This is a genomic window from Scardovia wiggsiae (assembly GCF_051045985.1).
Taxonomy (GTDB): domain Bacteria; phylum Actinomycetota; class Actinomycetes; order Actinomycetales; family Bifidobacteriaceae; genus Scardovia; species Scardovia wiggsiae.
This window is the reverse complement of the sequence record NZ_CP157350.1, coordinates 528,818-542,588: the sequence shown is the minus strand read 5'-3', so window position 1 is coordinate 542,588 and position 13,771 is coordinate 528,818. Positions and strand designations below refer to the sequence as shown.

The 13,771-nt window shown below is 54.3% G+C and carries 11 protein-coding genes and 1 pseudogene; 1 reads left to right on the top strand and 11 read right to left on the bottom strand.

The features are described 5' to 3' along the window. Window positions 1–32 precede the first annotated feature (32 nt). Window positions 33–863, top strand: coding sequence for a type III pantothenate kinase (locus ABKA16_RS02330; RefSeq protein ID WP_380999214.1), 831 nt, complete (start codon window positions 33–35; stop codon window positions 861–863). A gap of 60 nt (window positions 864–923) precedes the next feature. Here ABKA16_RS02330 and ABKA16_RS02325 read toward each other — a convergent pair whose 3' ends face one another. The 11 genes and pseudogenes from ABKA16_RS02325 to map all read right to left on the bottom strand — a co-directional run bounded on the left by ABKA16_RS02325 (window position 924) and on the right by map (window position 13,733). After that, complete coding sequence (locus ABKA16_RS02325) at window positions 924–2,675, bottom strand: MDR family MFS transporter (protein ID WP_380999217.1); 1,752 nt, start codon at window positions 2,673–2,675, stop codon at window positions 924–926. 73 nt (window positions 2,676–2,748) lie between these two features. Continuing rightward, window positions 2,749–3,585: a pseudouridine synthase gene (locus tag ABKA16_RS02320; RefSeq protein ID WP_380999220.1), complete on the bottom strand. Its 837-nt coding sequence runs from the start codon at window positions 3,583–3,585 to the stop codon at window positions 2,749–2,751. Continuing rightward, the gene (locus tag ABKA16_RS02315; RefSeq protein ID WP_380999223.1) at window positions 3,582–4,616 is read right to left on the bottom strand and encodes an ADP-dependent NAD(P)H-hydrate dehydratase; all 1,035 of its coding nucleotides are present in this window, start codon (window positions 4,614–4,616) and stop codon (window positions 3,582–3,584) included. The genes ABKA16_RS02320 and ABKA16_RS02315 overlap by 4 nt, the downstream gene beginning before the upstream one ends. A 24-nt stretch (window positions 4,617–4,640) precedes the next feature. Then, complete coding sequence (gene glmS, locus ABKA16_RS02310) at window positions 4,641–6,527, bottom strand: glutamine--fructose-6-phosphate transaminase (isomerizing) (RefSeq protein ID WP_380999224.1); 1,887 nt, start codon at window positions 6,525–6,527, stop codon at window positions 4,641–4,643. Window positions 6,528–6,718: 191 nt separating this feature from the next. Beyond that, a complete protein-coding gene (locus ABKA16_RS02305; protein WP_380999227.1) occupies window positions 6,719–7,291 on the bottom strand; it encodes an NADPH-dependent FMN reductase in 573 nt (190 codons plus the stop codon). A gap of 128 nt (window positions 7,292–7,419) precedes the next feature. After that, window positions 7,420–7,905, bottom strand: a complete 486-nt coding sequence (gene smpB / locus ABKA16_RS02300) for an SsrA-binding protein SmpB (RefSeq protein ID WP_380999230.1) — start codon at window positions 7,903–7,905, stop codon at window positions 7,420–7,422. Window positions 7,906–8,007: 102 nt separating this feature from the next. Next, window positions 8,008–9,510, bottom strand: a complete 1,503-nt coding sequence (locus ABKA16_RS02295) for a CHAP domain-containing protein (protein ID WP_380999233.1) — start codon at window positions 9,508–9,510, stop codon at window positions 8,008–8,010. 145 nt (window positions 9,511–9,655) lie between these two features. Then, a complete protein-coding gene (gene ftsX / locus ABKA16_RS02290; protein WP_007147441.1) occupies window positions 9,656–10,579 on the bottom strand; it encodes a permease-like cell division protein FtsX in 924 nt (307 codons plus the stop codon). Window positions 10,580–10,653: 74 nt separating this feature from the next. After that, window positions 10,654–11,598 (bottom strand): annotated as a pseudogene (gene ftsE / locus ABKA16_RS02285) (cell division ATP-binding protein FtsE); the annotation flags it as partial. A gap of 48 nt (window positions 11,599–11,646) precedes the next feature. After that, window positions 11,647–12,768: a peptide chain release factor 2 gene (gene prfB, locus ABKA16_RS02280; protein WP_380999239.1), complete on the bottom strand. Its 1,122-nt coding sequence runs from the start codon at window positions 12,766–12,768 to the stop codon at window positions 11,647–11,649. A gap of 167 nt (window positions 12,769–12,935) precedes the next feature. Continuing rightward, window positions 12,936–13,733, bottom strand: a complete 798-nt coding sequence (gene map, locus ABKA16_RS02275) for a type I methionyl aminopeptidase (protein ID WP_380999242.1) — start codon at window positions 13,731–13,733, stop codon at window positions 12,936–12,938. Window positions 13,734–13,771 lie beyond the last annotated feature (38 nt).

The following is a 13,771-nucleotide window of genomic DNA, read 5'->3' as shown; positions in this document are numbered from 1 at the left end:
GGAAAGTACACGATCTGATAAGGCAGGTGCAGATGCTCGTTGCAGTAGATATCGGCAATACAAATATCGTTACAGGGTTCCTTGATACTCCCTCAGAGGGGAAGGGCCCCACCGTACAGAAGCTTGCACCTGCACGGCAGATCATCAATACGTACCGTATGGCTACCCATATTTCCCGTACCGGCGATGAATACGGCATAGGGCTCCTCCAGTTCCTGGCGCTGAGCTCCTACAAGCCTTCCGACGTTGAAGGCGTTATTATTTCCAGCGTCGTCCCCCAGATCATGCACTCCTTCCGCGCAGGCATTATCAAGTTTTTAGGCCGCTCCCCCGTTATCGTTGGCCCCGGTGTCAAAACCGGCATCAATGTAAAAATGGATGACCCTAAGAGCATGGGTGCCGATTGCCTGGCTGACTGCGTTGCGGCATACCATCTGTACTCCCGCCCGGCACTGGTCATTGATATAGGGACGGCTACAACATATAATATCGTTGACCCTCAAGGTTCGATCATTATGGGTGCGATCAGCCCGGGGCTGCAGGCTTCGGCGCACGCCCTCGCCGGGGATACGGCACAGCTGCCGAATGTGGAGATCACCCGTCCGGATACTATACTTGCCAAAAACACCAGTGATGCTATCCGGGCAGGGCTGTATTACACCTTCCTCGGCGGCCTGGGGCATATCGTCAGCCGCTGCAGGGAAGAATATTCAGAAGATCTGACCGTCATCATGACGGGCGGCCTGGGGCATGTTGTCGAAGAAGATGCCCGGCGTTCAGGTCTTATTGATATATACGATCCCGACCTTATATTCAAAGGAATGGATATTATTTATACACGCACGGCACAGGGCAGGAAATAGGCTACACATGCCCGTACCGCGCCAATACTGTTGCTGGTGCAGGCCGTAGTCCGGATATATTCACATTGTGTGCAGGACGGGAAGATGATGCTTCGCCAGCTCACGGTTCATCCGTGCGACAGCCCGATGCGCTACATCATGCGATGACCCTGCACCTGACCCTTTGATACCAAACAGCACCAGCATCACCATAATAAATGCAATAACTGCCGATATCCTCAAAACCCATTTAACAGCAAAAATGCTGGAAATAATGCGCAGGGACTGCACGGGGGCGCTTCCCGACAGGAAGGCAAAACGCGCTTTCGCCACTATATCCATAAGGATCACCAGTATCGGCGCCCCTACAGCCCCGGCTATTTGCCTGGCAGTGTTAGTGACTGCCGACCCCGCAGACACCTCCTGAGGCTCCAGACAGTTCAGCGACCATGTTGTTACTGGCATCAGGGTGAAGCCCATGCCGATCTGGCGTATAAACTGGCAGACAGAAACCCACCATATCCCCGTATGGAGGTCTATCATACTCATCATGACGGTCCCTATGCATAAAATGCTGGTACCTAGAAGGGCCACAGGGCGCGCCCCGAAACGGTCAAGCAGGCGCCCGCCGAAAAACTGGGCGATACACTGCCCCAAAGCGCCCGGCAGCATAATAAGCCCGCTCATCGTAGCTGTAAATCCGCGGTCATCCTGTATATACAGCGGGATAATGACTGTAATAGAGCTGAACGCAAAGAAGCTCAAAGCAGCAACGATCGTTCCCACGCAGAAGCTGCGGTTCCTCAGCACGCTCAAGTCGAGCAGAGGCGGCTGCACAGTATTATGATTTTGGCGCAGGGCCTTGGGATCGCTGCCGTGCCCCGTTGCTGCGCCGACCTTTCCAGTGACATCTGCCGCTGCCCCAGATACGCCGGAGAGCCCGGCAGATACGGCATCCCCTTCCGCCGGCTCCCCTGCTGCAACAGCCTGCTTATACTTCTTCGCAGCATGGAGCTGCCTTGCGATAAACCATATGATCCCAATAATCCCTATACTGGCCGGGATCCAGACCTGCGGATGGGACGGAGGATATGCTTCGATATTCGTAAAACCGAACATCAGGCCGCCAAAGCCAAAAACGGAAAGCATCACAGAAAAGAAATCTGTTTTGGCAGAAGCATCATTATCGCTGAAATTCCTCAGCCAGACAAAGGCGAGGATGAAAGCGATAATACCTGCAGCTGCAAGGGTGAAGAATATGGAACGCCATCCTGAATTATCTGTCTGGAGCCCGCCCAAAGTAGGCCCCAGAGCTGGGGCAACACTCATAGCCATCCCTACCGTCCCCATAGCAACCCCGCGGCGCGACATCGGAATAACTGAAAATACTGCGATCTGCAGCACAGGCCATAAAACGCCTGTACCAATTGCCTCAAGTATACGCCCTGAAAGTACAGCAGCAAAAGTGGGACCGGCCCATGCAAGTATCGAACCCGCAATAAATATGGCCATAGATGCCAGTACTATCTGCCTGGTCGTGAACCTCCGTGTGAGGAAAGCGGTCAGCGGCACCATAACACCCATAACGAGCTGGAATACTGATGTCATCCATTGCCCTGTTGTTACGCTTATATGGAACTCATGGACCATAGTAGGCAGCGCTGAGGAAAGCTGGAGCTGGGTAAAATTGCCCAGGAATGTGATCGCTGTCAGGACTGCGAGGGAGATAAAAGCCTCATGGGTAAGATGGCCGTTGCTGTAAGTCTCCTTGGCTGACAGGCTGCGGCCCAGCCTCCGGACGGAGAACTTCGTGCGACCTTTCTGCGCTGCCATATCTTCGCGACCTCCACTATGGATGCTACACCGGATCCCAAACCTTTTTCAGGCTTTTATCCGGTCCCTGTTCCTATTCCGGGATATAAAGCGTGTCGGCAGAAAGGGGGTACCGTGATCTGAAAACCCGTATTTCATGGGTAACGGGATCGGTAAAGCTGAGCTGCCGCGCTACAAGCTGCAGCGGATGGCTGAAATCATCATATCCCTGCTCCCGCACCTGCGGATACCACATATCATTCATGATTGGCAGGCCTATGCTGTTCATATGCACACGAAGCTGATGCGTTTTGCCGGTAAAAGGGTACAGCGTATAGGCACGGAAACCACGGCGGACGGCTTCAGCCGGCTGGTTTGCACTAAGTGTTATAAGCGTGCGTGCATTGACAGCGCCCGGGACCTCATATGCCTGCAGGGTTCCGCGGTCTTTAACGATGCGCGAGCAGCGCAGAAGGGGGAAAGGGCAGGCCCGGCTGTGACGCGTATAACGCCTGGAACAGCCAGTGCAGACATCATGCCCAGGTTGGGCAGGATAGCCGGGAGATCCACAGCAGGGGCGCAAAGTACCAAAACTTGGGACCGCTGCAGGCTTCATCGGGGCAAGGCATTCGTATACCTTATCTGCTTCATGGTTCTGGAAAAGCATCTGATATGCACGCCTGTACCTGGGGTCGCGGACGAATACCATCACCCCTGCAGTCATCCTGTCCAGCCTGTGCGCCGAGATAATATCATCACAATTGTAGAGTTTCCGGAGCCGCATGACTGCCGTTGACCTGTACCACATGCCCCGCGGCATTGTCGGCAGGAAATGGGGCTTATCCACAACGATAATGGCGTTGTTTTCATATAGTACAGGCAGGTCAAAAGGGATATCCGGCTCTTCAGTGACCCAGCGGTGCTGTTTCATCCCCTGCCCTGTTTCCGGGAGAGCACCAGGCCGACAGCAGAAGGTATTTGTGCGCATACATCCGTTGCGGTGATAGGATGCCCCTCACGGGCGCTCTGCCCGCTTTTCCTGCCCTGTGTATCCTGCCTGATACCATCCTGTATTCCCTGCATATCTTCGGCAAAAAGCCTTTCCACGCTCAGGCCATCCTCTGAGGCAAGGCCGGCGGCAAGGCTATGGATGAATACGGCAGCAGCAGCGACAGTCTGAATATCCTTCCCGCCTCTATTTATAGCCTCACTGTTCTGAGCGAGAAGGGTTCCCATAATCCCGGCCAGCACATCCCCTGTGCCCGCAGTTGCAAGCCAGTGTGTTGAATTGAGGCAGACGGGATAAGGCGCATCTGGGCTGCAGATGACCGTGGGGGACCCCTTCAGCACAACACCGCATGCAAGCTTTTGTGCAAGCAGTACCGCATATTTTTCAGGATCACCTTCCACTTCTGTCCGGTCCACATCATAACCGCATATTCCCAGCATCGAAACAGCCTCCCCCGCATGAGGCGTAACAACAGCGTTCCGCACACTGCCGGTACCGGGAACAGCATAGCGTACCGCTGCCTGTGTGAAATAGGGCAAAGCGCCCGCATCAACAACACAGTATCCGCTGGTGCCTGCACCGCTGCCTCCCGACCCGGCACAGGCATCAAACACAGCTTCCGCCGCTTCATGCCTGGCTTCCCCTACAGATGCGCTGCCGGTATCTGCCATACCGGAGCCTATGACCCATGCATCGATATGCGACCCGGGGCCGATCCCCATAACCGGCTCAGGCCTTGACTGGAGAACTAGCTGCTGCGTATATTCCGTACCCATATACCGGATATATCCGGCGCCAGCCTTTGCCGCTGCAGTGACGCCAAGCACAGCAGCCCCGGGATATTTATCCGAGCCGGTGATAAGCCCTACTACCCCGCGTGTGTATTTGGAATCTCCGGGCCCGGGGTAAGCAACCGCACCGCTTATATCCGCTAACGTTACAGATCTCAGCATAACCTCTCCTTGCCGGGGACACAGCTATTCTACGGTCACCGATTTGGCCAGATTCCTGGGCTTATCAACATCGTAGCCTTTCAGTTTTGCCATATCCATTGCGAACAGCTGCAAAGGCACTACGTCCACCAGCGGGCTCATCAGCGTCGGGCACTGCGGACGCCAGAACACTACATCAGCATAATCCCTGACATCATCATCGCCTTCCTCCGCGACTGCAATGCAGTAGGCCCCGCGGGCACGCACTTCCTGGATAGATGAAATGACCTTTGAGTGGAGGATATTGCGCCCGCGTGCAGGCGGCACGATAACGACTATCGGCTCGCCTTCTTCCACCAGGGCGATCGGCCCGTGCTTGAGCTCGCCGGCGGCGAAACCCTCGGTAAACGTATAGGCGATCTCTTTCAGCTTAAGCGCGCCTTCAAGTGCAACAGGATATCCCACATGGCGGCCCAGGAAAAGGAAAGACCGTGCACCGGCGAGCCTCCGTGCAGCCTGTTCAATAACATCAGCCTGGGTATCAAGTATTTCCTGGATCTTTGCAGGCATATCCTTCAGGGACCGGATCACTTCGCGGATCTCGTCCCGGTACATTGTCCCTTTTATCTGTGCCAGGTACAGCCCGACCAGATAAGCTGCAGTGATCTGGGCGACAAAAGCTTTTGTAGAAGCTACAGCAATTTCCGGGCCTGCATGGGTATACAGCACCGCGTCTGATTCCCGCGGGATAGTCGCACCCTGCGTGTTGCAGATAGCGAGGACGCGCGATCCCTGTTCCCTTGCATGCCGCAGCGCCATCAGGGTATCCATAGTTTCCCCTGACTGTGAGATCGCTACCACTAAAGTATGCGGGGTCAGGATAGGGTCCCTGTACCGGAATTCATGGGCCAGCTCCACTTCGACCGGTATGCGGACCCAATGCTCAATGGCATATTTCGCCACAAGGCCTGCGTAAGAAGCCGTACCGCATGCTACAACGATTATTTTATCGACAGACCGGAAAACATCTTCACTGATATGGACTTCATCAAGGTCAAGGCTGTTCTCCATATCGAAACGCCCCAGAAGGGTATTCTGTACAGACACAGGTTCCTCATGGATCTCCTTGTCCATGAAGGAATCCCAGCCGCCTTTTTCAGAAGCCGACATATCCCAGTCAACAGTATATTCTCTCGGCTGCGCCGGATTACCGTCAAAATCAGTGACCGTAACAGCATCTGCGCTGATCATGACGGCTTCGTCCTGCCCAAGTTCAAGGGCTTTCTTCGTATACGCAACAAAAGCTGCAACATCAGACCCGAGGAAGTTCTCCCCGTCCCCGATCCCCACGACGAGAGGGGAATCATGGCGCGCGCCGACTACTATATCAGGCTGGCGCACATCTACCGCCAGAAGGGTAAAGGTGCCGGTGACCATACGCGCTGTGCGGCGCATAGCCTTGAAAAGGTCCGGCTTGCCTTCCTCGCTGATGATCTGGTCCTGGATCTTGCCCAGAAGCTTTGCAGCCACCTCGGTATCTGTACTCGACGCAAAATGGTATCCCTCAGACTGAAGCTCGAATTTAAGCTGGGGCGCATTTTCAATAATGCCATTGTGGATAAGGGCAATACGCCCGTCTTCACTGGTATGGGGATGCGAATTCGTATCGCTGGGTACGCCGTTCGTCGCCCATCGCGTATGCCCAATACCAACAGTCGCATCCTGAAGAGGATGCCTCTCTATATCATCGACAAGGTTATTGAGCCTGCCTTCTTTTTTACGTACAGCGACTTTGCCCATACCGGGGGCCGCCAGGGCTACTCCCGCTGAATCATACCCCCGGTATTCCAGCCTCTTCAGGCCCTGCAAGCATACTTCCAGCGGCTTCCCGCATGCAATGCCTCTACCGGCATATCCCACAATTCCACACATGGTTCCAATTCTAACGGAACCCTGTATTATCTGCCCTCATACGCGCCGAATATACACAAAAACCGCAGAGCGCCTTATACGGTACCCTGCGGCATAACACCGCTGCAGACGTGCAGGACAGATTCTGCGCCAGGCCTGCCCGACTCCAATACCAGCCCGGCCGAACAGCCCCTGCACCACATGCCCCGCACCTAATGCCGGGGATTCTGTTCTACAAGCCTGACGAAACCGTCGATATAGCCTTTGACAAAATTGCGGGTAGATTCACTGGCGAATTCCCCGCTGCCGTTGACCATATCTGCCGACTTGCCCAGGAACACCTCAGGCTGCCCCATCAGCGGCATATCAAAATATGATAATGCCAGGCGCAGGGACTTCTGTGAGCTGTAACCGCCCATCGCGCCTACAGAATGGCTGATTATCCCTGCAGGCAGGCCTTTCCACGCTACATCGCCGTTAGGCTTGGAAGCCACATCGATAGCATTCTTCATTACTGCAGGGACGAGACGGTTATTCTCAGCAGTCACAAAGAGTACGCCATCACTGGCCTTGATAGTATTGCGGAAATCAGTATAGCTCTGCGGGAGGGGGGCATAATCCTCTTCAGGATTATCATAATCTGCGTTATACAGAGGCAGATTGCCAATCTCTGCTATCCGCGTGTTATACCCTTCAGGGAACATGGGGATAACTGCCCTGGCAATCTTACGGGCAATCGAGCCTCTGCGAAGGCTTCCTACAAGTACAGTAATTTCTTTTGCCACTATGGCCTCCTCGATCGTTCAGTTACATGCTGTATACCTCTGGCACATAAATTATGCCTCTATCAACAATACAGCAGGCAGCATGCGGTATTCCACAAACGTGAGAAAAGCCACAGCACGTAAAATGTTCAGGCAGCCCCTAGATTATGCAGACGCATCTGCCGCTGGGCATCGCGCTTGTCCTGCTGCTCGCGCAGGGCCTGGCGTTTATCATACTCGCGTTTGCCTTTTGCAAGCGCGATCTCGACTTTTGCCCTGCCGTCCTTAAAGTACAATGACAGCGGCACAATTGTATACCCTTTGGCCTCAACGCCGCGTTCAAAACGCATGATCTGGTCAGCGTGGAGAAGCAGTTTGCGTTTGCGTTTCGGGGCATGGTTCGTCCATGTGCCATTAAGGTATTCAGGGATATTCGCTCCCTCAAGCCACATCTCATGATGCGGGTCAATGCTGACAAAAGACTGGGTCAATGATGCCCTGCCTTCGCGCAGGCTTTTTACCTCGGTCCCCTGCAGGACAAGCCCGGCCTCAACCGTGCTGTCAATAGTGTAATCATGTCGGGCGCGCCTGTTCACTGCTATTGTCTGTGTGCCGGCACTGTTATTCTTCGGCATACCGATACCCCCTGTTTTATAGAGAAATACTGATATGAATCATATGGCTGCTGCCTGCCGCGCCTGCCGGTACCCCGGGATGCCTCGAGCCTGCGCACAGGCCTAGTAATGGATATAGCGATAGGAACCTGCATTTCCCAGTATGCGGGTTAATATCCTTCCATGGTTCTTGGCTCCGCATTCGGAAATAAGGATCGTCCCGTTCGCATTCACACGTTCGACAACAGCCACATGCCCGTAAACCGGCGATGAGCCCACCTGCCCGGGAAGGAAGGATACTGCCGCACCCACGTGCGGGGTATTATTCACATAATATCCTAAAGCCGCAGCCTTAGATGCCCATTCCCCGCCGTTGCCAAGATACGACCCTACCGGCAGCGCAAGCTGAGTACGGCGTATATACGCCCACCATGTGCACTGGCTCCACGGATAGGCCCCGCCCAGAACAGACGTGCGCCCGGTGGCATGGCCGTAACATGTGGTGGCAGTTGCAGAGCAGTTACCCGGCACGGAATAATTCATACCCCGTGCGGTAGCACCTGGGTTCGCCGGTGCCGGGATCACTGCCGGGGCTGTATCCCTGCCTTGGGAAGATGATCCTGATGTATTCCTTTGCGCAGCTGCCCTTCTGGCCGCTTCGGCGTTATACTGCTGGGCAGCCAGCTGTGCAGCCCGGGCCTGCTCGGCAGCCCTTTGCGCAGCAAGCTGCCTGTTATACTGCTCAACTGCCTGCTGGGCCTGGAGCACAGCCACAGCTTCCCTGGCTTCCTGCGTAGTAAGCTGGCTCTGCATCGCAGTAAGCTCAGCCTGCTTCTGCTGGGACTGTTCCTGCAGCCGTGCAAGGCCTGCTGCCTTCTGCTGCGCCTGGTCAGCCGCAGACTGTGCAGCTGCCGACGCAGAATCAGCCTGCTGTTTCAGAGAGAAAACACGCTGTTCTATAGCCTCAAGTCGCTGGCGCCGGTTCAGCGACGCACTCAGGGTATGTGCGGCATCGTCTGCCTCATTGGCTTCCACACGTGCCACAGCTGAATTTGTCTGCATGTTTTCAATAAAGCTGTCCGCACTTTTCGATTTGGTCACTACATTCATGATCTGGCCGGAAGCGGAACTGTGGAAGCTTTCCCGCGCTGACTGGGCAACCGCAGCTTTTGAATCATCATAGTCTATGCCGGTCTGGCGGATACGTTCTTCAAGGGCGGCCCTGTCATTTTTAGCTGCGGCCAGGCGCTGGGCAGCTTCCTGGGCTGTCTGCTGCGCCTTTGAAGCCGTATCCTGTGCTGAATTTGATGCATCTTCCGCAGCAGGTATCTGATTGTTCACCAGGTCATTAAGCTGCAGCACAGTCTGCTGGAGGTCTGAGTTGACCCCGGCAAGTTTTTTCCTGACATTTGCCTGGCTCGTCTGGGCCGCAGTCAGATCTTTATACGGGTCGGCATAGGCGCGCGGAGCACCTGCCCCTGCCAGCGATGCCGCAGCCATACCGCTGATAAGTACGGCGGATACAGCCAGCCCCACAGCCGGCCGTAACCGGGATACCCTGCTCCATATAGTCGTCATACCAGTCCTTCCATCCTTCACAGCAATAGCTTTTGCCTGTTTATCCATACGAACCTGCTTATCTATCCTAAGCGATATAGCCGTGCAATAGCAAAAATACAGGTGACTTATTCTGCATATCCGAGCCTATACCGTATATAATACCTTATTTTCCAATGTTTTCAGCTCAACGCATATATGCGTTCATATGCACCTATACCTTCAGATACCTGCGGAGGGAAACAGATGAGGCAATAATCGACAGGAGCACCGCACCGGCGATGAGGAACGGCGACATCATAAGCACCGTATTGATATTGACCATCGTCATCCATGCCACATTCTGCGCAGCCCAGTCTGTGATGAACACTTTGACGATCACCCCGAGGGCAGCGCATGACAGGGCTACCCCAATAAGGGTAACGATTATCCCCTCAAGTATGAACGGCATGCGGATCGTCCAGTTCGACGCCCCGACAAGCCGCATAATCTCAGTCTGGGTCCTGCGTGAAGCCGCGGACAGCCTGATAGTAGTACTGGTAAGCAGGATCGCCACAAGGACCATAACTGCAGCCAGGACTATGACAACAACAGTCACATTATTCATGACCCGAAGGATCGGGTCGAAAACATCGCGCTGGTCCTCGACGCTTTCCACATACTTCTTATTAGCCAGGACCTCGGAAACGATCTTATACTTATTAGGATCTTTCAGCTTGAGATGAATAGAGTCCTGCATATCCCCGGCTGTCAGGGTCCTCCCCTTGTAGACGCCGCCCGGATACCTTTTAAGGAACGTATTTTTATAAAAATCTTCTTTGCTGACGAAAGACATATGTGCTACAGCGCCATCCGTATCATCGGAGATCGAATTCTCAATATCGACTATCTGATCCTGAGTAGGGGATTTCCCCGCAGAACAGTTCGCAGACTGGCTTGAACCGTCGGGGCACAGCCATACGACAACTTCCACCTGCGAATACCAGTCGTTTTTCGCCTGCTGCACCTGCACCTGGGTAAGCACAGAAGCGCCGATGAACAGGAAGGAGATAAAGGTCACAAGCATAAGCGACACTACCATGATCCCGTTATGCTTCAGGCTTGACCATGTTTCAGAAAGGATCAATCGTAAACGCATCAGTTGCCGCCTTCCTCGTGCGTATCATGTCCCGGATTGTCAGGCTGGTCCGGGCTGCCGCTGTTTTCAGGCAGCAGGCCTTTGCCCCATGTCAGCGTATCTTCTGCAGACTGGAAAGTATCGGCATACCGTCCGGTACGGCCGGAATGCACACTATTGGCAAGCCGTTTCAGGCCGCCGTCCTCAGCCTCATCGCCGGCCGGGACACTTCCTTCCTTGTACCCCTTATCTGCTGCCCGATCCGTACTGCCGGCAGGCTTATCATCCCTGCCTTCACTGTTCTGCCCTGAAGATGCCTGTGCTTCAGTTTCCTTGTCGGGGAAATAAACGGAGGAATCATACCCTCCTTTGCGTTCATCACGCACGATCTCCCCTGTATGGAGTTCAACTACACGCCGCCTCATGGAATTGACGATCTCTTCATTGTGCGTAGCCATAACAACTGTTGTCCCGGTACGGTTGATAGCATCAAGGACCTCCATGATCCCCACTGAAGTCGTAGGGTCAAGATTGCCTGTAGGCTCATCTGCAAGGATGATCTGGGGATGGTTCACGTATGCGCGCGCAATAGCCACACGCTGGACTTCCCCGCCAGAAAGCTCATGCGGAAGCCTGTCTTCCTTGCCCTTCAGCCCAACAGCTTCCAGCACCTGAGGGACAAGGGTCCTGATAGTGGAACGTTTGGTACCAATCACTTCAAGGGCAAATGCCACATTCTGGTAAACTGTCCTGTTCGGCAGGAGTTTATAGTCCTGGAAGACAAAACCGATTGTACGGCGGTACCGCGGGACATGGCGGTCAGGCATGCGCCGGAGGTCATTGCCTGCAACACGGATATCGCCGTCAGTAGCTTCCTCCTCACGCAGGAGAAGGCTGAGAAGCGTGCTCTTGCCCGCGCCGGATGCCCCCACAAGGAAAACGAATTCACCCCTGCTGATAGTGAGGCTGATATCATCCAGCGCTGGCCGCGAAGCGCGGGGGTATATTTTGCTGACATGCTTTAATGAGATCAGTGCCATGGTTGTTCCATCCCAGCTTTCCGTAACATGTGTATGCTATTAAAGTTCTTAAGCATTACCGGATCCTTTGCGCTGCTGATGCCTCCACCGGATACCCGCATCAATGAGCCCGTCGATGTCTCCGTCAAATACATTCTGGGTATTTGACGTTTCATAGCCCGTGCGAAGGTCTTTGACCATCTGATAAGGGTGCAGCACATAGGACCGCATCTGATCCCCCCAGCTGGCCTTGATATCGCCGGCAAGCTCCTTTTTTTTAGCCGCCTCTTCCTCCTGTTTGATGACCAGAAGGCGGGACTGGAGGACAGACATGGCTGCGGCCCTGTTCTGGATCTGGCTGCGTTCATCCTGCATCGTGACCACTATCCCCGTAGGAAGATGGGTGATACGTACAGCTGAATACGTTGTATTGACACCCTGCCCTCCCGGGCCATGCGACATATACGTATCCACACGGATATCAGAGTCCGGGATATCAATGTGGTCTGTCGGCTCGACAAGCGGGATAACTTCCACAGCAGCAAAACTTGTCTGACGGCGTGAATTATTGTCGAACGGCGAGATGCGCACCAGCCTGTGCGTGCCGCCTTCTACTGAAAGCTTTCCATACGCATAAGGCGCATCGATCTCAAATGTCGCCGATTTAATGCCTGCTTCTTCGGCATATGATGTGTCCATGACCTGAAGCCTGTACCCATGGCGTTCCGCCCACCGCACATACATGCGCATAAGTATCTGGGCCCAGTCTGCGGCGTCCACCCCGCCGGCTCCGGAACGGATAGTCACCACTGCAGCACGGTTATCGTATTCACCGTCAAGGAGTGTCTGTATCTCTACATCTGACAGCTCTCTGCTCAGGGCTTTCAGCTCCTCACGGGCCTCATCCCTGCTGTCTGCGTCTTCTTCTTCGCTGCCGAGGCTGTACAGCACCTCAATATCGTCAAGCCTGCTGCCGATATCTTCGAGCTGTTTCAGTTCGTTATGCGCCTGTGCCAGCTGGCTTGTCACCCTCTGAGCATTATCCTGGTCATCCCACAGGCCGGGGGCTGCCGCTTCCTTTTCCAGGCCGGCGATTTTACGGCGCAGGGAATCCAGGCCTACCGCCCGGGTGATCGTAGTGAATTTAGTGCGAGCTTCGCCTAAGTCCTGGGTAAAGTCATAGTCAGCCACACATATAAGACTAGCGTTATGCCGATAACACGCCCCGCAATAGCCGATTTTTTAACAGGCTCCGCACAAAACTGCCTGCATGGTGCCTGAAATATACACTAAAACACGCAAATCTACGGATTCCATGCCCGGGCTATATTTCAATTCTTACCGCTATACCGTATAGCCTATCTGAGAAAATTTTTTTCATTCGGCCGCCGCGTGAGGACAATCGGACCGTCATCCGTAACCGCAATAGTATGCTCGCTGTGAGCCCCGCGCGACCCGTCAACAGATTTAAGGGTCCAGCCGTCGCGTTCATCCTGGTAAAGCTCATCAGTCGTTTCAAAGAACCATGGTTCAATAGCGATGACCAGCCCGGGGCGCAGCCTGAATCCGCGGCCTGCACGCCCGTCATTGGCAACATACGGCTCGCCATGCATAATATGGCCGACGCCATGCCCGCCGAACTCAAGGTTGACAGGGTATCCGTAGCCGGCAGCGATCTCACCGATAGTCGCCGAGATATCCCCCAGACGGTTGCCCGGAACGGCTTTGCGTATAGCTGCATGCAGCGCTTCTTCCGTGCACTGGATAAGGCGGAGGTCTTCAGGCCTCTTATTTTCACCGACAACGAAGCTGATAGCCGAATCGCCTACCCAACCGCCAACATTGATAGCCAGGTCAAGGCTGACCAGATCCCCGTCTTTGAGATCGTAATCATAGGGCATCCCATGCAGCACGGCATCATTGACCGAAGTGCAGATGTAGTGTTTGAACGGCCCTGTGCCGAAATCCGGGGCATAGTCTACATAGCATGACTGCGCATCGGGGCGGGATTTGATCTGCCCTTTAACATAGTTGTCTATATCAAGCAGATTCGTGCCAACAGTCGTCGTTTCACGTAAATGTTCCAGTATCTTCCCTACAAATGCGCCTGCCGGACGCATAGCTTCGATCTCTTCAGCCGATTTCAGTTCAATCACAACAGTGCCTTTCCATCGTTCCCTGCCGGAGCATACAG